Consider the following 18,661-nt stretch of genomic DNA (forward strand, 5'->3'; position numbering starts at 1 on the left):
CGGCGGCGTCGCCACCTAGCGAACCTTCGTGACTTCGGTTCGGGGTGGTTTTGGGCCTTTGAAACGCCCGCTGATCAGGGCCGTGCTTCGCGCCAAGACCCCTCTCTCTTTGAGAGAGGGAGGGGCCCGCCGCCGAAGGCGGTGGGAGGGTGAGAGGTTTCACCGCTTGCCGGAAAATCCCGGTTCCTGTCGTTGATCGGTCCAAGCGGCGCGGCCAGGCTCGGGCCATGGACAGGACCGCCAACGCCCGTCGCCTTCACCGTAACCAGACCCTGGCCGAGAAGACGCTCTGGACCCTCGTGCGCAATCGCCGCCTGGGCGGGTTCAGGTTCCTGCGGCAGGTCGCGATCGACCGCGACTTCGCCGATTTCGTCTGCGAGGCGGCCAAGGTGATCGTCGAGCTGGATGGCACAGCCCATGACGGCCGCGAGGACTATGACGCCCGCCGCACCCAGATCCTGGAGCTGTTCGGATACATCGTCGTGGGGGTTCGCAACGAGCGGGTCCTGGCCGATCCGGGCGGAGCGGCGGACGACATCCTGGCGGTGCTTCGATCGGAGAGGGTGTAACCTCTCACCCTCCCACCGCTGCGCGGCGGGCCCCTCCCTCTCTCTCAGAGAGAGGGATACTGAAGGTCCGCTCAGGGTCGGAAGCCGACCCGCCGCCAATCTCGTTCCAACCTCCCTACCAAGCCCCCAATTCCCGCAGCTGCCGCGCCAGGTCGGCCGGCATCTCGGCGGCCTCGGCTTCGGTCAGGTCCGGCGGGACGTCCTCGTGCTTCAGGTAGCGCCACCCCTGGAAGGGCCGGCGGGGCGTGGGGGCGACGCGAATGATGGTCGGGTCGACCGTCACCTCGCAGCGCGAGGCCTGGCCCTCGCCGACCGTGTCGATCTTCAGGATCGTCTGGCGGCACAGGATCTGGCCCTTCATCACCCGGTACAGCGACCCGCCGTCCAGCACCTCGTCGATGCGCTTGGGGGTCATCCGCGTGTGCATGATCCACGGGCGATCGGCCTCGGCGTGCCAGGCGACCAGTTCGTCGATGTTGTCGCAACCGACGACCAGCTTGATGATGTGCAGGGGCATGGCCGCTAGATAGCGCGCATTCAGGACGAGGCAACATGTGGCTCGCCCGGCGCCGCCGTTACGGACGCCCAGTGGGGCCCCTCCGCGGCGACGGTTCTGTTTGGGAGGAGCTCTGAAAGCCTATGTCGCGGCCAATCGCCGGGCCCCGGCGGACCGGCTGCGGCGCGGCGCGCTGGAACCAAATTTCATCATGCACGCCTACTTCCGAGAAATTTCCAGCGCCTGGGCCTGCAGGACCCTTGGATCGCTGGAAAGCTGATGAAGATAATGGAAGCGATCCTGCGACCCCTTCTTATAGTTGTGCAATTGCTTTGCCTGCTCCGGCGTCAGCGCGAATGGCGTGTAACCTTTTTCCATCAGGCATTCTTCCACCCCGTTGACCAGGAACTGCTGCAATTTCGGAACATTGCCTCGGAAGTTGCGCCTGTAGATCATGACATATTCGACGGCGTCGCCGCGATCGAGAGCGCTCTCCTGAAAATTCGTGCCGTGAGTTACCTCCTTGAAGGCCCGCTCCTGGCGCATGTCGCGCGCCGCCCCCTTTGTCGCGCAAGCGATGGAATCTTCGCGATACTGTTCAAAGGGAACACCCTCCTTGCCCCAGGAGACATAGGGCTCCTCGCCATCGCCGGCGACGGCGGCGACGGGCAGCATCAGCGCGACGCCGCAAAGTGCGTGGCGAAATCCCGGCATGGTCCTTCTCCCTTCCGCGGTGTGGCCCGATGTCGCCGGAACGCGGTCGGCGCCATCGACCGCCACGCCTGGGTCGGCATTTGCGGTTGATCTCAGCCCCCCAGGGCGCACCTACCGCCGCAGGCTATGTAGTTGTTATAGGCTGTCGTCAGGCATTGATTGTAGCGGGTCGAATCCGACATCAGCGACATGCAGCCCTGCTGCTCTCTCGCGTAGAAGAATGCGCAATTGTCGAAGCAATTTCCCGTCTGAGCGACCGAAAAACTCGGCGCAAACAACGCGAGCGCGAGAACCGACATCTTTTTAGACATCATGACACCTCCCGTCTTGTTGTGGCCACCGACCAACGCAAGACTGGCCGCTTGGTCGCTGGAAACCAGGAGCGGCAGCTTCAGATGCTCGGCGCCGGGGCTACCTTCTGACGCCCACCGAACAAAATCAACCACTAGTTGCCCACACGCAAGCTTAGCCCGCATGACTGGCGTGCTACGCCTCGGTCCGGAAACGTGGCCACGGACAGACCGCGCTCTTGACCGCCCCGCCCTAGCCTTCGGCCGACAGCTTCGCCAGCACCACACCCTCGCTGACCTGGCCGCCGGCCGCGGCCGACAGCTCGACGACCACGCCGTCGAACGGCGCGGCCAGGGCGTGCTCCATCTTCATGGCCTCCAGGGTCAGCAGGGTCTGGCCCTTGACCACCGCCTGGCCGGCCTCGACGGCCACCGAGACGATCTTGCCCGGCATCGGCGACAGGATCTCGCCGTCCGAGGCCGCCACGTGGGCCGCGCCGACCTTCGGCGTGAAGTCGAACTCGCGGACGTCGCCGCCCTCGAACACGTACAGCGGATCGCCGCCGTAGGTGGTGGGCAGCACGTCGACATCGTCCAGCGGCCGGCCGTCCTCGACCGTGATGTCCCACGACCAGTCCTCGCCCAGGCTTGCCGAGGAAGTTCCCCCGGCCAGGGCCACACGCAGCGGCATGGCCTCGCCGTCGACGGTGAGCGGCAGGTTCATCGCCGCCCGGGGCGCGTTCATCCGAAAGCCCAGCAGGCGCGACGGGGCGCTGGCCCAGGCGTCGGCGCGAGGCTGGTCGGCCTCCATGAACGCCTCCAGCCGCTGGCCGATCGCCGCCAGGGTCGGAGCGTCGGAAAACTCGCGGCGGATCAGGTCGTCCAGCCGCGCTTCGATGAATCCGGTGTCCACGTCGCCATCGACGAAGTCGGGATGGCTGGCGCACTGGGCCAGGAAGGCGGCGTTGGTCTTGACCGGATACACCTCGACCAGGCGGCAGGCCTCGGCCAGGCGGGCGGCGGCGCCCTCGCGGTCGACGCCGTGGGCGATCAGCTTCGCGATCATCGGGTCGTAGAACGGGGTGACCTCGCCGCCCTCCTCCACCGCGCTGTCGACCCGCACGTCGCCCTCGGGCAGGCGGAAGTGGGTCAGCGGCCCTGTGGACGGCAGGAAGCCCGTGGCCGGGTTCTCGGCGTAGAGGCGGGCCTCCATGGCCCAGCCGTCCAGCGTGATCTCGTCCTGGGCCAGCGGCAGGGGCTCGCCCGAGGCGACGCGAAGCTGCCACTCGACCAGGTCCTGGCCGGTGACCATCTCGGTGACCGGGTGCTCGACCTGCAGCCGGGTGTTCATCTCCATGAACCAGATGCGGTCGGCGCGCAGGCCCTCGGAGGCGTCGGCGATGAACTCCACCGTGCCGGCCCCGACATAGCCCACGGCCTTGGCGGCCTTGACCGCCGCGCGGCAGACCGCCTCGCGCGTGGCCTCGTCCATGCCGGGGGCCGGGGCCTCCTCGATCACCTTCTGGTGGCGGCGCTGCAGCGAGCAGTCGCGCTCGAACAGGTGGACGACGTCGCCGTGGCTGTCGCCGAACACCTGCACCTCGATGTGGCGCGGGCGCGTGACGTACTTCTCCAGCAGCACCCGGTCGTCGCCGAAGCTGGCGCTGGCCTCGCGCCGGCAGGAGGCCAGCATCGCGGCGAAGTCCTCCGCGCGATCGACCTTGCGCATGCCCTTGCCGCCGCCGCCAGCCACGGCCTTGATCAGCACGGGGAAGCCGATCTTGCCCGCCTCGGCCGCCAGGCGCTCGGGCGTCTGGTCCTCGCCCAGATAGCCGGGGGTGGTCGGCACGCCGGCCTCGATCATGACCTTCTTGGCGGCGTCCTTCAGGCCCATGGCGCGGATCGCCGAGGGCGGCGGGCCGATCCAGACCAGGCCGGCGTCGATCACCGCCTGGGCGAAGTCGGCGTTCTCGGACAGGAAGCCGTAGCCGGGGTGGATCGCCTCGGCGCCGGTCTGGCGGGCGGCGGCCAGGATCTTCTCCGGAACCAGGTAGCTCTCGCGGGCCGGGGCCGGACCGATCAGGATGGCGACGTCGGCCTCCATCACGAACGGCGCCTCGGCGTCCGCCTCGGAATAGACCGCGATCGTCCGCACGCCCAGCTCACGGGCGGTGCGGATGATCCGGCGGGCGATTTCGCCGCGATTGGCGATGAGGACGGAGGAGAGCAACAGGAGATTCCTAGATCTGGGCCCTAGATCTGCGCCAAGGCGAAGACCATCAGGCCCGCGAGCAGCAGGACGAACGAGACCATGGTCGACCACCAGACGATCAGCGTCTTGATGACCGCCCCGGCGATGCTGGAGCCGTAGGCCCCGCGCAGGGTCTGGAACAGGTTGATGGGCGTCCAGAAGATCAGCAGCAGGAACCACCAGTTTCGCACCGGCTCGGGCAGCACCAGCCCCAGCGCATTGGTCAGGAACGCGAACGACAGCAGGTTGGTCGCCACGATCAGGTGGTCGTAGACGAAGAACTGCCGCTTGTTCAGGTAGACCAGCGTCAGGCTCAGGCCCAGCATCGGCAGCAGCAGCACCGCCAGCCGGTGCCCCCAGCCGAACATCACGACCATGTAGTATTCGGGGTTCTCGAGGGCCTTGGCCAGGCCGGCCTTGAACCAGTGTTCCTCACCGCCGTGGGCCGTCGCGCCGGGCTTGGCCCCGTGCGCTTCCGCCGGGGGCTTGGACGTCTTGATCTCGACGCCGCCGATCGTCGTCGCGCCGGCCGCGTCCTCGGCCATGGCGGCCGCCTGTTCCTCGATCCGGGCCGGATCCAGCGACGCGCCGCGGATGCGCTCGGCGGCCTTCCGGCGCATGGTCTCGTCGGCCTGGAGGATTTCCTGGGCCGCCAGCGGGTTGTTCTGCAGGCGGTCGGCCTTGGCGAGGGCCTCGGCGTAGCGGGCCTGGGCCTTGGCGACGTCCTCCTGGTAGCGGATCGGCGCCTTGGCGGCGGCGTCCTGGTAGTCCTTCTGGACCTTGGCGCGGTCCTCGTCGGGGTCCTTCAGCGCCTCGTCGCGGTCCTTGGCCCCCTCGGCCAGGGCCGCGTCGCGGTCCTCGGCCGCTTCCTTCAGGCCGGCGTCGCGGTCGGTGGCGGCTTCGGCGCGCAGGCGGGCGGCCTCGGCGGCCCGGCCCTGCGGCGTGGTCAGGGCCTCGGCGCGTTTGTGGACCTCTTCCTCGGCGTGGTGCTGGGCCGAGTGGATGGCGTGCTCGGCCGCGAAGATGAACAGCAGCAGGGCCACCAAGAAGGTGCGGAACGGCGGCACGTGCCGCATGATCCGACCTTCCATATAGTCCTTGTTCAGCATGCCCGGCTTGAAGAACAGGGCCGGCAAGGTCGAGGCCAGGCGGCCGTCGAGGTGGAACATCCCCTCGATCGCCTCCCAGATCAGATGACCGATCGAGCGCTTGTGATTGTCGGCGTTCTGGCCGCAGGCATGGCAGTACGGCCCCTCGAGCACGGTCCCGCAGTTGGCGCAGGGTTTTCCCACGCCCTCGAAGGCGTGCTTCCTGCGCCGCTTGAAGAACTCGGTGACGGAATCCGCCGCCGCCGCTTCCATTTCGCCCGTCATATGGCCCCCTGCTCGACTCTAGATGGTCCAGCCGGGTTTACGGCGTTCGAGGAAGGCGCGCACGCCTTCTTGGCCTTCGTCCGACACGCGGCGGCGGGCGATGCGTCTTGCCGTCTCCTCGATCAGGCCGCGGTCGATTTTATGGCCGGTGAAGTCGTTGACCAGGGCCTTGGCGTCGCCGATCGCGCCCGGAGCGCAGGCGGCGACCTCCTCGATCAGGGCGTCCTGGGCGGCGACGAGGCCCTCGGCGTCGTCGAACACCTCGTCGACCAGGCCGTAGCTCCAGGCCTGGTCGGCGTCGAACACCCGGCCGGTGGCGAACAGCAGCTTGGCGGTGCGCGGCCCCAGGGCGGCGATCACATAGGGGCTGATGGTGGCCGGGGTCAGGCCTAGCTTGACCTCGGAGAAGGCGAACTTCGCGTCGGCCGTCGCCAGGGCGTGGTCGCAGGCCGCGACCAGCCCCGCCCCGCCGCCGAACGCTGGCCCCTCGACCAGGGCCACGGTCAGGGCCGGGACGTCGTGCAGGGCCTTGAGCATCTGGGCCAGGCCCAGGGCGTCGTCGCGGTTGTCGTCCTCGCTCCAGTCGGCGGCGGCCTTCATCCACTCCAGGTCGGCCCCGGCGCTGAACGCCCCACCCACCCCGCGCAGGAAGACGATCCGCACGCCTTCGGCCCCGTGCAGGGTCTCGAAGGCCTGGTGCAGGGCCGCGATGGTCGCCGCGTCGAAGGCGTTCTTCCTGGCCGGACGATTGATCCAGACGGTGACCGCGCCGCTCGGCGTCGAGTCCAGATGAACCAGCGGCGTCATGGCGTCGGTGTCGGGGACCTCGACGATCGGATCGGCGATGGGATTGGTCATGGCTTGTCCTTTCCCGGCTTACATCCGGAAGACGCCGAAGGTGGTGTCGGGGATCGGCGCGTTCAGGCTGGCGCTGATCGCCAGGCCCAGCACGTCGCGGGTCTGGGCCGGGTCGATGATCCCGTCGTCCCACAGGCGGGCCGTGGCGTGGTAGGGGTCGCCCTCGGCCTCGTAGCGGGCGCGGATCGGGGCCTTGAAGGCCTCCTCGTCCTCGGCCGCCCAGGTCTCGCCCTTGGCCTCCATCCCGTCGCGCTTGATGGTCGACAGCACGCTGGCCGCCTGCTCGCCGCCCATCACGCTGATGCGGCTGTTGGGCCAGGTGAACAGGAAGCGCGGGCTGTAGGCGCGGCCGCACATGCCGTAGTTGCCGGCCCCGAAGCTGCCGCCGATCAGCACGGTGAACTTGGGGACCTCGGCCGAGGCGACCGCCGTGACCAGCTTGGCGCCGTCCTTGGCGATGCCGCCGGCCTCATACTTGCCGCCGACCATGAAGCCCGAAATGTTTTGCAGGAACACCAGCGGGATCTTGCGCTTGCAGGCCAGCTCGATGAAGTGCGCGCCCTTCACGGCGCTCTCGCTGAACAGCACGCCGTTGTTGGCCAGGATGGCCACCGGCTGGCCCCAGATGCGGGCGAAGCCGCAGACCAGGGTCGTCCCGTACAGCGCCTTGAACTCGTCGAACTGGCTGCCGTCGACGATGCGGGCGATCACCTCGCGCACGTCATAGGGCGCGCGCACGTCGGTGGGGACGATGCCGTAGAGGTCCTCCGGATCGAACAGCGGCGGCCGGGCGTCGTGGATCTCGGTCTCGACCCGCTTGGTGGTGTTGAGGTTGGCGACGATCGCGCGGACGATCTCCAGCGCGTGCTCGTCGTCATTGGCCACGTGATCGACCACGCCCGAGCGGCGGCCGTGGGTGTCGGCCCCGCCCAACTCCTCGGCGCTGATCACCTCGCCGGTGGCCGCCTTCACCAGCGGCGGGCCGGCCAGGAAGATGGTGCCCTGGTCGCGGACGATCACCGTCTCGTCGCTCATGGCCGGCACGTAGGCGCCGCCGGCCGTGCACGAGCCCATGACGCAGGCGATCTGGGCGATGCCCGCCGCGCTCATCCGCGCCTGGTTGAAGAAGATGCGGCCGAAATGGTCGCGGTCGGGGAACACCTCGGCCTGGTGCGGCAGGTTGGCCCCGCCGCTGTCGACCAGGTAGACGCACGGCAGGCGGTTCTGCTGGGCGATCTCCTGGGCCCGCAGGTGCTTCTTCACCGTCATCGGGAAATAGGCGCCGCCCTTCACCGTGGCGTCGTTGGCGACGATCATCACCTCGCGGCCCGAGACCCGGCCGATGCCGGTGATAAGGCCCGCGCCCGGCGCCTCGCCGTTGTAGAGGTCGCAGGCGGCCAGCTGGCCGATCTCCAGGAACGGCGAGCCGGGATCCAGCAGGCGCTCGACCCGCTCGCGCGGCAGCAGCTTGCCCCGAGACGCATGGCGCGTCCGGGCGCTCTCGGGACCGCCCAGGGCCGCCAGCGCGACCCTTTCGCGCAGGGCCTCCACGAGGGCGCGGTTGTGCGCGGCGTTTTTGGCGAAGGTCTCGCCGTTCTTGTCGATACCCGTGTTCATCTTCGGCATTATCGAGGCATAGCCTTTTCCGTTTCCCACCGAAAGCCGCAGTTTTTGACCTTCGTTGGCCAAGGTCCGCGGTTCAAGTTAGCGTCCACTCCGTGGTCACCCTGCCCGACTTCATGGCCGACACGGCCCTCGCCCGGCTCTTCGCGCAAGAACACCGCGAAGGCGACGCCGCCTGGTTCTCGCTTCCGGGCGGCGCGACACTCTACGCGCCCGGCGAGGCGGCGGACTATCTCTACTTCCTGCGCACCGGCCGCCTGGGCGCTTTCCGGCGGGAGGAGGGCCAGGAGCCGCAGTTCCTGGGCGTGATCCGCCCCGGGGAACCGGCCGGCGAGATGGCGATGATCGCCGGCTCGGCCCACTCGGCCAACCTGGTGGCCCTGCGCGATTCGGAAGTCCTGGCCCTGCCCCGCGCCGCCTTCTTCGAGGCCGTCGAGCGCGATCCGGACGTGATGATCGAGCTGTCGCGGCTGATGATCCGCCGGGCGCGCAACGCCGGGGCCCACGCCTCGATCGGCGACCCGTCGGTCTTCGGCTTCATCGCGGTCGAGCCCGGCAAGGCGATCCGGCCGATCGTCGAGCGCATCGCTCACGCCATCGCGGTCCTGGGCTACTCCGTCACTGTCGAGGGCGCGGCCTCGCTGCTGGCCCCGACCGAGTGGTTCAGCACCGTCGAGCGCCAGCACGACTTCGTGCTGTATGTCGCCGAGGCCGAGGAGACCGCCTGGAAGCACGTGGTCGGCCGCCAGGTGGACCGGCTGTTCCGGGTCGGCCTGGGCGACCGCCGGCCGCCGGCGGTCATCCCGTCCTACGCCTCCGGCCCGTTGCAGGACCAGCGCCTGGTCGACCTGATCCTGCTGCAGCCGGCCAAGGTCACCCACCCCAAGGGCTCGGGCGAATGGCTGAACGCCACCCAGGCCGCGCGGCTGTTCCACGTGCGCGAGAACGGCATGGCCGATGTGCAGCGCCTGGCGCGGGTGCTGACCGGCCAGTCGGTGGGGCTGGTGCTGTCGGGCGGCGGGGCGCGGGCCTACGCCCATGTCGGGGCCATCCAGGCCTTGCGCGAGCGCGGCGTGCCGATCGACTTCGTCGGCGGCGCCTCGATGGGCGCGGTGGTCGCCGCGGGCCTGGCCATGGGCTGGGACGACGGCGAGATGGAGACCCGCATCCGCAAGGCCTTCGTCGACACCAGCCCGCTGGACGACATCGCCTTCCCCCTGGTGGCGATGACCCAGGGCCTGAAGGTCAAGGCGCGGCTGGAGGAGCATTTCGACGACATCGAGATCGCCGACCTGTGGCTGCCGTTCTTCTGCGTGTCGTCGAACCTGACCTCGGGCGCCTACCACCTGCACCGGCAGGGCGTGCTGCGCGAGGCCTTGCGGGCGTCGATCTCCTTGCCCGGGGTGCTGCCGCCGGTCGCCGACGGTAATTCGGTGCTGGTCGACGGGGCCGTGATGAAGAACTTCCCGGCCGACGTCATGCGCGCCTTCCAGCTGGGGCCGATCGTCGGCGTCGACGTCACGCGCGGCCGCAGCATCACCGCCGACGACGTCGATCGCCCGACATCCCTGTGGCGCTGGCTGTGGTCGGGCGAATGGCGCAAGGGCCCGCCGATCGTCGCCCTGCTGATGCGGGCCGCCACCGTCTCGACCGGCCGGGACCTGGCGGCCAGCCGCGAGGCTTCGGACGTGCTGATCACCCCCAAGCTCAACGAGATCGACATCCGCGACTGGAAGGCCTTCGAGCCCGCCGTCGCGGCCGGCCGGGCCGCCGCAGCCCTGGCCCTGGACAGCCTGGGCAAGCCGGTGACCGAGCTGCGCCGCAGGCCCAGCCTGGCCGACCTGGCCGTCCAGGGCGTCCTGGGCGCGCCCATCAGTAGCGGCGGGCGACCACGAACAGCCGGCTGAACGGGAACAGCGTCACCCCGTCCTCGCGACGCGGGTAGTCGACCGCCAGCCGCTCGCGCCAGGCCGCCAGGAACGCCGCCCGCTCGGCCGGATCGCCCAGGGCCTCCAGATAGGGCCGCAGGCTGGTTCCCGAGGTCCAGTCGACGACCGGATCCTCGCCGCCCAGGGCGTGGACATAGGTCGTCACCCAGACGTCGAGATCCTGGCTCAAGGGCGACAGCCAGTCGTGATAGGGGCGCGGGTCGACGCCGGAGCGCACGCGCTCGACATCGGCCAGCCGAGCGGCCCACGGTCCGTCCAGGGCCGTCTCGCGCAGGCTGCGCCGCCAGCCGTCGTCCGCCACCACGGGGATCTGGCAGGCCAGGACGCCGCCCGGCGCCAGCAGGCCCATCAGCCGTGGAAACAGCCTCTCGTGGTCGTCCACCCACTGCAGGGCGGCGTTGGTGAAGATCAGGTCGGGTGGGATCTCCGGCGCGAAGGCGGCGATGTCGCCCAGCACCCAGTCGATGTCGGCCCGGGTCGCCCGGCCCCGCGCCAGCATCTCCGGGCTGGAATCCAGGCCGTGGACCCGCGCGCCCGGGTGACGGGAGGCCAGCAGGGCCGCGTGCTCGCCGGTCCCGCAGCCCAGGTCCCAGATCTCGCGCGGCGCCAGGTCGCGCGGAACCTGCAGCATCAAGTCCAGGGCGGGCCGGTCGCGATAGGCCTTGTAGCGCTGGTAGACGTCGGGATCCCAGACCGGCATCCGGCCCTCCGTGAAAGAACTGCGACAATCGGTCCCTCCATTTGGACCGATCCGTCGCTTATGTCGCATGGGTGCGAAGGCGCCGAGCGCCTATTCTTTGGTCAAGGCGCGGAATTCCAAGGCGCCGCAGGATGGAAACAAAAGTGAAGCGCCCCGCCGCCACCGCTGTCGCCCTCGCCGCCAAGCCTTCGGCCGCGCACCTGTATCGCCTGGGCATGCTGGGCCTGAACCTTGGTCTTTGGACCCTCATCGTCGTGATCGCGCGGGCCCTCTAGCCTGATCCGACGATGCGGTCCCGGGTCGCGCTTGCCCCCCTTGCGCGACCCGGGAATGCCCGCGCCCGCCCTCATCCGCCTTCCGACGAAGCATTCGCGAGCCGCGACGTCCGGTCGCGACATTGCCCCCTTTGCAGGATGGCCGATCGGCGCCCATATTCGTCCTGTGTTGTTCAACAACTGAAAGGAGGTGACCAGTGTCTCATTGTCTCCAACCGCGGTCGCAAGTCGTGACCTGGGGCCTGAAGATCGAGGTCTCCAACTGAAGGCGTTGAACGCCTAAGGTTCGAAGTCACGCTGCGGACGCGGCTACGACGATGGAGGGCCGCCCCGAGAGATCGGGGCGGCCCTTACATTTTCTGCGTCACCGGGCTCCTCCCCCTGTAGGGGAGGTGTCGGCGAAGCCGACGGTGGGGGCGTAATCGGGCGACGGTCGATTCCCCGATCGACTCTAAAACTCCCCCCACCGATCGCTGCGCGATCGCCTCCCCCACGGGGAGAGGAGCAGCGTAGGACGCTAAGCCCCCACCAGCTCCCGCCCGATCAGGAAGCGCCGGATCTCGTTGGTGCCGGCGCCGATGTCGTAGAGCTTGGCGTCGCGCATCAGGCGCTCGACCGGCCATTCCTTGGTGTAGCCCGCGCCGCCCAGGGCCTGGATGGCCTCCAGCGACACCTTCACCGCGTTTTCGCTGGCCATCAGGATCGCGCCGGCCGCGTCGAACCGCGTGGTCTTGCCCGCGTCGCAGGCCCGCGCCACGGCGTAGACATAGGCCCGGGCCGAATTCAGGGCCACGTACATGTCGGCGATCTTGCCCTGCATCAGCTGGAACGAGCCGATCGCCTGGCCGAACTGCCTGCGCTCGCGGACATAGGGCAGGACGACGTCCAGGCAGGCCTGCATGATGCCCAGCGGCCCGGCCGACAGCACGGCGCGCTCGTAGTCCAGGCCGCTCATCAGCACCCCGACCCCGCCGCCCACCGGGCCCAGGACGTTCTCCTCCGGCACCTCGCAGTCCTCGAACACCAGCTCGGCGGTGTCAGACCCGCGCATGCCCATCTTGTCGAGCTTCTTGCTGACGCTGAAGCCCTTCATGCCCTTCTCGATCAGGAAGGCGGTGATCCGCTTTTCATCCGTCTTGGCGTAGACCACCAGGGTGTCGGCGTGCGGGGCGTTGGTGATCCAGAACTTCGTGCCGTTCAGCACATAGCGGTCGCCGACGGCTTCGGCCTTCAGCTTCATCGACACGACGTCCGAGCCCGAGCCGGCCTCGCTCATGGCCAGCGAGCCGACATGCTCGCCGCTGATCAGCTTTGGCAGATAGCGCTGCTTCTGTTCGGGGCTGGCCCAGCGGCGGATCTGGTTGACGCAGAGATTGGAGTGGGCGCCGTAGCTGAGGCCGACCGAGGCCGAGGCGCGGCTGACCTCCTCCATGGCGATCACATGCTCGAGATAGCCCAGGCCCAGGCCGCCGAACTCTTCCTCGACGGTGATGCCATGCAGGCCCAGGTCGCCCATCGGGACCCACAGCTCGCGCGGGAAGGTGTTGGTCTCGTCGATCCTGGCGGCGATCGGCGCGATGCGGTCGGCCGCAAAGCGGGCGGTGGTGTCACGGATCGCGTCGGCCGTCTCGCCCAGCGCGAAGTCCATCGAGGGTGCGGTTTGGTTCGTCATGACCCTCTGCATAGCACAAACGCCCGCGGATCAAGCAGGTCCGCGGGCGTTCATGCTCTGGATCATTCCCATCGAGGGTCTAGTCTTCGTCCCGCGGATCCGGATCGCCCAGCCGGCGCATCAGCAGGTAGGCGGCGGTGGCGAAGCAGATCATGCCGATCACGCTGGCGCCCCAGCCGAACATCTTGACCAGCGACACGCCTTGGCTGGCTCCGACGCTGAGGTTCCACAGGATGCCGCCGCCGAACAAGGCCAGGCCCAGCAGGCCCAGGCAGACCAGCAAGCTGACGCTCCCGAACGCGTGCGGCTGCACATGGGGGAAGGCGACGTCCTGGGTCTCCAGCTCGACGGGGCCACTGGTCGAGAAGCCGCCCAGATTGAACAGCGAAGAACCGGCGGCGGCCGGGCGGGCCGTCTCGAACAGGCTCGGCTCGGTCGCCGCGACCGGCTCGGCGGCGGGCGACGGGGGGGCGAAGGCCGGTTCGGCGACCGGCTCCTCCGGCGTCAGTTGAAACGGCGCGGCGACCGGCGGAGCGGCGACCAGCGGCTCCGGGGTCGCGTAGACGAACGGCGACGGCGCGGCGGCGGCCGGGACGGGCGGCTCCGGCAGGACCAGGTCCTGGACCGGCGCGGCCAGACCCTGGATCGGCGTCGCCGCGACGGCCGCCTCGTCCGGCAGGATCGCCTCCAGGCGCGCGCCGACGGCGGCCGCGGCCTGCTCGCTGGCGCTGGGCCCGGCGCCGGGCAAGGCCGGCGTGGACGAGCCGTCCGCGCGCAGGGCCACGGCCTTGTCGCCGCTCAGCGCGGTGGTGATCGCGGCCGGCGCCTGGCTGGGCACCAGCTTTCCGGCGTCGTGGTCGACCCTGGGCCGCAGCACCGAGCTGGGCGCGGCCACCCAGGCCCCGTCCGGCGGGGTCAGGAACAGCGCCTTCTCGGCCGAGCGGCGGCGGACCAGGGCGTCGATGACGATGCGCTCCCCCTCGAAGTCGGCCTTGCGCCACAGCTCCATCTCGCAGGCCGCCTGCAGCGGCGCGCCCTCGTTGAGGCGGCGCAGCACGGCCGAGCGGACGAAGTTTTCCGTGCCGATGTTGAAGGCGAAGCAGACCAGGGCGTCGAACTGGTTCTGGTTCAGCGGCGTGTAGACGTTCTCGTTGACCGCGTGGGCCACGGTGATCAGGTCGTAGAGCAGCAGGGCTTCGGCGTCCTGTTCCGAGACGGAAGCTCCGGCGCGCGCGGTCAGGGTGTGGCCATAGCCCAGCGTCCAGCGCCCGTCGGGCAGCTGCGCGGCTTTCATCCGGTAACCTTCGAACCTCTTGATGAGATCGACGGCGGCGCGGGAGACCTGATAGCGCGGTTTCATCGCCAACACTGACCCAGTTTGATACAGACGCGGATGCGTTCAAGACGTGAAGCGCAAGATGGGCGCCGTTCGCGGCGTCCCATATCTCGTCTGACGATATGCCGGCCCGGACGCGGGCGGCTATTGCAACAACAACGCCGCGATCAGCAGCACCGCGAAGAAGCCGGTGAAATCGGTCAGGAAGGTCACGAAGATCGAGGACGAAACCGCCGGGTCGCGGCCCATCTTGGCCAGGGCCAGCGGCGCCAGTATGCCGCCCACCGCGGCGGTGAAGATGTTGGTGATCAGGGCCAGGCCGACGATGATCGCCAGCTTGCCGTGGTGGTCGGCCGGGCCGAAGAACAGATAGGTCGCCCCGCCCATCACCAGGGCCAGGGTGCAGCCGTTGACGATGCCCACCGACAGCTCGCGCAGGATGATCCGGCGGGCGTTGGCCGTGGTCAGTTCCTTGCTGGCCAAGGCCCGCACGGCGACGGCCAGGGTCTGGGTGCCGGCGTTGCCGCCCAGCGACGAGACGATCGGCATCAGGATGGCCAGGGCCACCAGCTTGGCGATCTGGTCCTGGAAGACCGCCACGCCGCTGACGGCGATGGTGGCGGTCACCAGGTTGAGCAGCAGCCACGGCAGGCGGGCGCGCACGATGTCGACCACCGTCGCGTCGCGACCGGCGTCGCTGACGCCGGCCAGGGCCAGGATGTCCTCCTCGGCCTCCTCGCGGATGACGCCGACGATGTCGTCGACGGTGATCTGGCCCACCAGGCGGCCGCCGGGCTCGACGACCGGGGCGCTGATCAGGTGGTACTTGTCGAAGATGTAGGCGACCTCTTCCTGGTCCATGTCGACGGCGATCTCGGTCACCGGCTCCATGATCTCGGCCAGGGGCGTCTCGCGCTTGTTGGTCAGCAGCTGGCTGATCGGCAGGGCGCCGACCGGCGTGAAGCTGGGGTCGACCACATAGACGTCGAAGAACAGTTCAGGCAGGCGGTCGCCGGCCTCGCGGACGTGGTCGATGGTCTGGCCCACGGTCCAGAACTGCGGCGCGGCCAGGAACTCGCGCTGCATCAGGCGGCCGGCCGTCTCGTCCTCGTAGGCCAGGGTCGTCTCGATCGCCGCGCGGTCGCCCTCGTCCATGGCGGCCAGCACCTGGGCGCGCTTGCCCTCGTCCAGGTCGTCGATGACGTCGGCGGCGTCGTCGGAGTCCAGTTCTTCCAGCGCCTTGGCCAGGGTGGCCGAGGGCGTGGCTTCCAGCACCTCCTCGCGCAGGTTGTCGTCCAGCTCGGCGATGATCTCGCCCAGCCATTCCGGGTCCAGGACCGGGATCACCTCTTCGCGATAGCCGGCCGACAGGAAGCCCATCAGGTCGGCGACGTCGGCCGGATCCAGGGCGTGGACCAGCTCGCGCAGCCGCGCGGTGTCGCCGCGGTCGGCCGCGTCGATGACCATCTCGACATATTCGGGATTGAGCGCGTAGTCGTCGCCCAGGGCGAGGTCTTCCAGATCCTCGATGGCCTCGGGCTCGGGAATGACCAGGTTGTGGCGCGGATCGTCTGTCAGGTCGGTTGTTTCCCGGGACATGGGGACCTCCTGAACTCTAAGACGTGCGTCCTGCGCGTGACCTGAAGCTGCGAAGGGCCCAGCCCTTCCCCGGAAAATGGTTAGAGCGCCCCTGGCGAGTCGGAAACCGATTTCGCCGGAAGCGCTCTATCCGTTGTCTCACCTGGTGCGGTCGAGAAGACTCGAACTTCCACGGGTTGCCCCACAGCGACCTCAACGCTGCGCGTCTACCAATTCCGCCACGACCGCTCGTGGTGAGGCGCGGCAGGTAGCAAACTGAGTCTGCTTTGGGAAGAGCGGAGTTCGCGGAATGCGAAAATCCGCCGCGCCCCTACGTCCCGCCGGCCATATAGTCGTAGACGTCGGCGGCGCGGGTCACCTGGATGGCGATGCGGTCGTCGCTGATCTGGATCTCGCCCCGGGCGATCGGGTGGTTGTTGGCCAGGATCCAGACCTCGTCATTGGTCTTGGCGTCCAGCGGGATCACCGCGCCGCGGCCCATGCGCAGCAGCTGCTGCATCGGCAGGATCGAGCGCCCCAGCAGAACGGAGATCTCGACATTGACGGCGTTGACCTGGCTCACGAAGTAAGTCCCTGGATTTCACACGCGGCCGGACTCGGCCGCGCGCCACCCGATGCAAGACTAGGGCCGCATGCTTGATCGCTCGTTAAACCCGGAAAACAAGCCATTTCCGCTGTTCGCGGCGCCCGGCGGCGCCCCCGTGGGGTGGGCGGTTTCGACCGGGTACGTGCCCTACCCGGCAGCCGTTGCCGCCATGGAGGCCCGCGCGGCGGCCATCGCCGACGGGACGGCCGGCGAGCTGGTCTGGCTGCTGGAACATCCGCCGCTCTACACCGCCGGCGTGTCGTCCAAGCCCGCCGACCTGATCGCCCCAGACCGCTTCCCGGTGTTCGAGAGCGGCCGCGGCGGCCAGTTCACCTATCACGGGCCCGGCCAGCGCGTCGCCTATGTGATGCTGGACCTGACCCGGCGCGGCCGCGACGTACGGGCCTTCGTCGCGGCGCTGGAGACCTGGATCATAGAGGCCCTGGCCGCCTTCAACGTGACCGGCGAGATGCGCGAGGGCCGGGTCGGGGTCTGGGTCGAGCGCAAGGGCCCCGGCTGGTCGCGCGAGGACAAGATCGCCGCCATTGGCGTCAAGCTGCGCCGCTGGGTCAGCTTCCACGGGATCAGCCTGAACGTCGAGCCGGACCTGGAGCACTTCAGCGGCATCGTGCCCTGCGGCCAGGCCGAGCATGGCGTCACCAGCCTGGTCGACCTGGGCCTGCCCGTGACGATGGACGAGGCCGACGAGGCGCTGCGCGCCAGCTTCACGCGGGTGTTCGGACCGGTCCAGATCGAGACCCCGCCCGCCTAGATCGACACCGTCGGTCTCAGCGGATTGGGCCCATAGCGATTGGCGCCCTGCTCGCCGGGCATGACGCCCAGCTCGACGATCGCCCAGACCAGGACCCCGGCGAACAGGAAGTCCAGGAAGTGCTTGGGCGTTGGCCAGACCGCGATCAGCGACATCAGCACCAGCGCCGCCCACCAACCCGACCGCCCCCGGTCGTGCAGGCGCTTGGACAGCACGCAGGCGCCGCAGAACACCAGGGTCGGATAGACCAGCCAGCCGGTCAGCCAATGCAGGGCGTCGGGCAGGCTGGCGTCGTAGACGATGGCCACGCCCAGCAGCACCCCGGCGACGGCCAGGAACGGGCCGCGCGCCGTCCGGCCCGAGGCCGACAGGAACAGGTCCCACCACTCCGCGCGTTCGTTCATTCCGCCAGGCCCCAAACGTCTCGCCACGAACCTAAGCCGCGTCGCGGCCGGGCGAAAGAGCCGGCTCCATTTCAAACATTTGGAGCGTGGCGGACGCCGAAACCGCTCACACCTTCGGCCGCCACGCTCTAGGCGAAGACCTTCTCCAGCTCCGGGTCGATATCGCCGCCGATCCCTTTCGGCGAGCGCCCGAAGCGATTGGGGCCCCGGGTTCCGTCGAGAATGCCCAGATTGACCAGCGCCCACAGACCGCCAACGATAGGAATGAACTCGATCAGCAGCCACCAGCCGCTCTGATTGCGATCGTGGCAACGCTTCACGCCCACCGCCAGGCTCGGCCACAGGACGACCAGGGTCGCCACCAGTTGCAGGAGCGCCGCCTCGCCCGAATCCCGCGAAACGTCGATGCCCATGACCGCGCCCAGGATGAAGACCACGATCATGACGCCGATCATCAGAAAGCTCAGCAGCCAGTAGTCGCGCCGGCGAAGGCGCCCTTGGAACGAAAACAGCTTCTGCGTGAACGTCATCGAATCTTCCCTCTGAACGGCGCCTGGGTGAAGATCACCACGTCTAGCCGAACTCCACCAGGACCTGGTCGGCGGCGACGGGGTCGCCGGGCTTGGCGTTGACGGCCTTGACGACGCCGTCGTGCTCGGCGCGGATGATGTTCTGCATCTTCATGGCCTCCAGGACGCAGACGACCTCGCCCTCGCGGACGGCCTGGCCGGGCGCGACGTCCATGCTGACCACCAGGCCGGGCATGGGCGAGAGCACCAGCCTGGAGGTGTCGGCGGGCTGTTTTTCGGGCAGCTTGTCGTGCAGCTCGGCCGAGCGCGGGGTCAGGACCAGCACCCGGGCCCTGGCGGCGCGGTGGCGGATGTCGAAGCCCTCGGCGGCCGGCGTCACCTGGACGGTGAAGGCCGCGCCGTCCAGCCTGCCCCGGAACACCGGCTGGCCCGGCCGCCAGTCGAGGGTCTCCAGCCCCAGGGTCCGGCCCTCGTCGGGCAGTTCGACGGTGAGGTGCTGGGCCTCGCCCGACAGCCTGACCCGCCGCTTGGCGGGACCGACCGCGACCACCCACTCGGTGCGCACGGGGTTGGTCAGCCCCGCCTGCGTCGAGCGGGCCCGGGCGGCGTAGGTCCGCTGCATGGCCGCGCCGACGGCGGTCAGGATGTCGACCTGCCCGGGCGT

Annotated in this window: 19 protein-coding genes, 1 tRNA gene and 1 pseudogene; 5 read left to right on the forward strand and 16 right to left on the reverse strand. The window is 69.1% G+C overall.

Translation table 11 applies throughout. The annotated features are described in order from the left end of the window. The first annotated feature begins 227 nt into the window (after nt 1-227). Complete coding sequence (locus AC07NX_RS14465) at nt 228-569, forward strand: endonuclease domain-containing protein (protein ID WP_494642690.1); 342 nt, start codon at nt 228-230, stop codon at nt 567-569. 115 nt (nt 570-684) lie between these two features. On the opposite strand, the gene AC07NX_RS14470 is transcribed toward AC07NX_RS14465, so the two are convergent. The 7 genes from AC07NX_RS14470 to AC07NX_RS14500 form a co-directional block, all read right to left on the reverse strand. After that, nucleotides 685-1,086 carry a DUF1489 family protein gene (locus tag AC07NX_RS14470; RefSeq protein ID WP_494642692.1) on the reverse strand — a complete coding sequence of 134 codons (402 nt, stop codon included), beginning with the start codon at nt 1,084-1,086 and terminating at the stop codon, nt 685-687. 198 nt (nt 1,087-1,284) lie between these two features. Next, nucleotides 1,285-1,779, reverse strand: coding sequence for a hypothetical protein (locus AC07NX_RS14475; protein WP_494642694.1), 495 nt, complete (start codon nt 1,777-1,779; stop codon nt 1,285-1,287). 92 nt (nt 1,780-1,871) lie between these two features. After that, nucleotides 1,872-2,225, reverse strand: a complete 354-nt coding sequence (locus AC07NX_RS14480; RefSeq protein WP_494642696.1) for a hypothetical protein — start codon at nt 2,223-2,225, stop codon at nt 1,872-1,874. Nucleotides 2,226-2,322: 97 nt separating this feature from the next. Then, nucleotides 2,323-4,299: an acetyl/propionyl/methylcrotonyl-CoA carboxylase subunit alpha gene (locus tag AC07NX_RS14485; RefSeq protein ID WP_494642698.1), complete on the reverse strand. Its 1,977-nt coding sequence runs from the start codon at nt 4,297-4,299 to the stop codon at nt 2,323-2,325. Nucleotides 4,300-4,322: 23 nt separating this feature from the next. Further along, entirely contained in the window at nt 4,323-5,693 is a 1,371-nt protein-coding gene (locus AC07NX_RS14490) for a DUF3667 domain-containing protein (protein ID WP_494642699.1), read from the reverse strand. Between the two features lie 18 nt (nt 5,694-5,711). Then, a complete protein-coding gene (locus tag AC07NX_RS14495) occupies nt 5,712-6,551 on the reverse strand; it encodes an enoyl-CoA hydratase-related protein (RefSeq protein WP_494642701.1) in 840 nt (279 codons plus the stop codon). 18 nt (nt 6,552-6,569) lie between these two features. Further along, nucleotides 6,570-8,177 (reverse strand): carboxyl transferase domain-containing protein, encoded by a 1,608-nt coding sequence (locus AC07NX_RS14500; protein ID WP_494642703.1) that lies wholly within the window; start codon nt 8,175-8,177, stop codon nt 6,570-6,572. Nucleotides 8,178-8,290: 113 nt separating this feature from the next. On the opposite strand from AC07NX_RS14500, the gene AC07NX_RS14505 reads away from it, so the two are divergent. Beyond that, the gene (locus AC07NX_RS14505) at nt 8,291-10,081 is read left to right on the forward strand and encodes a patatin-like phospholipase family protein (RefSeq protein WP_494642731.1); all 1,791 of its coding nucleotides are present in this window, start codon (nt 8,291-8,293) and stop codon (nt 10,079-10,081) included. Here AC07NX_RS14505 and AC07NX_RS14510 read toward each other — a convergent pair. Next, the gene (locus AC07NX_RS14510) at nt 10,047-10,823 is read right to left on the reverse strand and encodes a methyltransferase domain-containing protein (protein ID WP_494642705.1); all 777 of its coding nucleotides are present in this window, start codon (nt 10,821-10,823) and stop codon (nt 10,047-10,049) included. The genes AC07NX_RS14505 and AC07NX_RS14510 overlap by 35 nt on opposite strands. Before the next feature lie 143 nt (nt 10,824-10,966). Here AC07NX_RS14510 and AC07NX_RS14515 point away from each other — a divergent pair, with 143 nt between their 5' ends. Continuing rightward, a complete protein-coding gene (locus tag AC07NX_RS14515) occupies nt 10,967-11,098 on the forward strand; it encodes a hypothetical protein (protein ID WP_494642707.1) in 132 nt (43 codons plus the stop codon). A gap of 180 nt (nt 11,099-11,278) precedes the next feature. After that, nucleotides 11,279-11,364 (forward strand): annotated as a pseudogene (locus AC07NX_RS14520) (hypothetical protein). 251 nt (nt 11,365-11,615) lie between these two features. On the opposite strand, the gene AC07NX_RS14525 reads toward AC07NX_RS14520, so the two are convergent. The 5 genes from AC07NX_RS14525 to AC07NX_RS14545 all read right to left on the reverse strand — a co-directional run bounded on the left by AC07NX_RS14525 (nt 11,616) and on the right by AC07NX_RS14545 (nt 16,267). Beyond that, a complete protein-coding gene (locus AC07NX_RS14525) occupies nt 11,616-12,770 on the reverse strand; it encodes an isovaleryl-CoA dehydrogenase (RefSeq protein ID WP_494642708.1) in 1,155 nt (384 codons plus the stop codon). Between the two features lie 79 nt (nt 12,771-12,849). Then, the gene (gene spmX / locus AC07NX_RS14530) at nt 12,850-14,130 is read right to left on the reverse strand and encodes a lysozyme-family localization factor SpmX (protein WP_494642710.1); all 1,281 of its coding nucleotides are present in this window, start codon (nt 14,128-14,130) and stop codon (nt 12,850-12,852) included. A gap of 120 nt (nt 14,131-14,250) precedes the next feature. Then, complete coding sequence (gene mgtE / locus AC07NX_RS14535) at nt 14,251-15,705, reverse strand: magnesium transporter (RefSeq protein ID WP_494642712.1); 1,455 nt, start codon at nt 15,703-15,705, stop codon at nt 14,251-14,253. A 143-nt stretch (nt 15,706-15,848) separates the two neighbouring features. Then, a tRNA-Leu gene (locus AC07NX_RS14540) sits at nt 15,849-15,933 on the reverse strand. Nucleotides 15,934-16,015: 82 nt separating this feature from the next. Beyond that, nucleotides 16,016-16,267: a FliM/FliN family flagellar motor switch protein gene (locus AC07NX_RS14545; protein ID WP_028040691.1), complete on the reverse strand. Its 252-nt coding sequence runs from the start codon at nt 16,265-16,267 to the stop codon at nt 16,016-16,018. A gap of 70 nt (nt 16,268-16,337) precedes the next feature. On the opposite strand from AC07NX_RS14545, the gene lipB reads away from it, so the two are divergent. Beyond that, on the forward strand, nt 16,338-17,063 hold the full coding sequence (lipB, locus tag AC07NX_RS14550; protein ID WP_494642714.1) for a lipoyl(octanoyl) transferase LipB: 726 nt from the start codon (nt 16,338-16,340) through the stop codon (nt 17,061-17,063). Here lipB and AC07NX_RS14555 read toward each other — a convergent pair. The 3 genes from AC07NX_RS14555 to AC07NX_RS14565 form a co-directional block, all read right to left on the reverse strand. Next, the gene (locus AC07NX_RS14555; protein ID WP_494642716.1) at nt 17,060-17,467 is read right to left on the reverse strand and encodes a DUF805 domain-containing protein; all 408 of its coding nucleotides are present in this window, start codon (nt 17,465-17,467) and stop codon (nt 17,060-17,062) included. The two genes, lipB and AC07NX_RS14555, sit on opposite strands and share 4 nt — an antisense overlap. A 128-nt stretch (nt 17,468-17,595) precedes the next feature. Further along, a complete protein-coding gene (locus AC07NX_RS14560) occupies nt 17,596-17,997 on the reverse strand; it encodes a DUF805 domain-containing protein (RefSeq protein ID WP_494642718.1) in 402 nt (133 codons plus the stop codon). A 43-nt stretch (nt 17,998-18,040) separates the two neighbouring features. Beyond that, on the reverse strand, nt 18,041-18,661 hold a 621-nt coding region (locus tag AC07NX_RS14565), incomplete at its 5' end, for a biotin/lipoyl-containing protein (RefSeq protein ID WP_494642720.1).

Source organism: Caulobacter sp. GW821-FHT09A05, from assembly GCF_059418465.1.

What these genes read in the sequence shown, in the direction of transcription:
- AC07NX_RS14465 (WP_494642690.1), top strand. Translation starts at nt 228, where the DNA reads ATGGACAGGACCGCCAACGCCCGTCGCCTTCACCGTAACCAGACCCTG.
- AC07NX_RS14470 (WP_494642692.1), bottom strand. Translation starts at nt 1,086, where the DNA reads ATGCCCCTGCACATCATCAAGCTGGTCGTCGGTTGCGACAACATCGAC.
- AC07NX_RS14475 (WP_494642694.1), bottom strand. Translation starts at nt 1,779, where the DNA reads ATGCCGGGATTTCGCCACGCACTTTGCGGCGTCGCGCTGATGCTGCCC.
- AC07NX_RS14490 (WP_494642699.1), bottom strand. Translation starts at nt 5,693, where the DNA reads ATGACGGGCGAAATGGAAGCGGCGGCGGCGGATTCCGTCACCGAGTTC.
- AC07NX_RS14495 (WP_494642701.1), bottom strand. Translation starts at nt 6,551, where the DNA reads ATGACCAATCCCATCGCCGATCCGATCGTCGAGGTCCCCGACACCGAC.
- AC07NX_RS14500 (WP_494642703.1), bottom strand. Translation starts at nt 8,177, where the DNA reads ATGCCGAAGATGAACACGGGTATCGACAAGAACGGCGAGACCTTCGCC.
- AC07NX_RS14505 (WP_494642731.1), top strand. Translation starts at nt 8,291, where the DNA reads ATGGCCGACACGGCCCTCGCCCGGCTCTTCGCGCAAGAACACCGCGAA.
- AC07NX_RS14510 (WP_494642705.1), bottom strand. Translation starts at nt 10,823, where the DNA reads ATGCCGGTCTGGGATCCCGACGTCTACCAGCGCTACAAGGCCTATCGC.
- AC07NX_RS14525 (WP_494642708.1), bottom strand. Translation starts at nt 12,770, where the DNA reads ATGACGAACCAAACCGCACCCTCGATGGACTTCGCGCTGGGCGAGACG.
- spmX (WP_494642710.1), bottom strand. Translation starts at nt 14,130, where the DNA reads ATGAAACCGCGCTATCAGGTCTCCCGCGCCGCCGTCGATCTCATCAAG.
- mgtE (WP_494642712.1), bottom strand. Translation starts at nt 15,705, where the DNA reads ATGTCCCGGGAAACAACCGACCTGACAGACGATCCGCGCCACAACCTG.
- lipB (WP_494642714.1), top strand. Translation starts at nt 16,338, where the DNA reads ATGCTTGATCGCTCGTTAAACCCGGAAAACAAGCCATTTCCGCTGTTC.
- AC07NX_RS14555 (WP_494642716.1), bottom strand. Translation starts at nt 17,467, where the DNA reads ATGAACGAACGCGCGGAGTGGTGGGACCTGTTCCTGTCGGCCTCGGGC.
- AC07NX_RS14560 (WP_494642718.1), bottom strand. Translation starts at nt 17,997, where the DNA reads ATGACGTTCACGCAGAAGCTGTTTTCGTTCCAAGGGCGCCTTCGCCGG.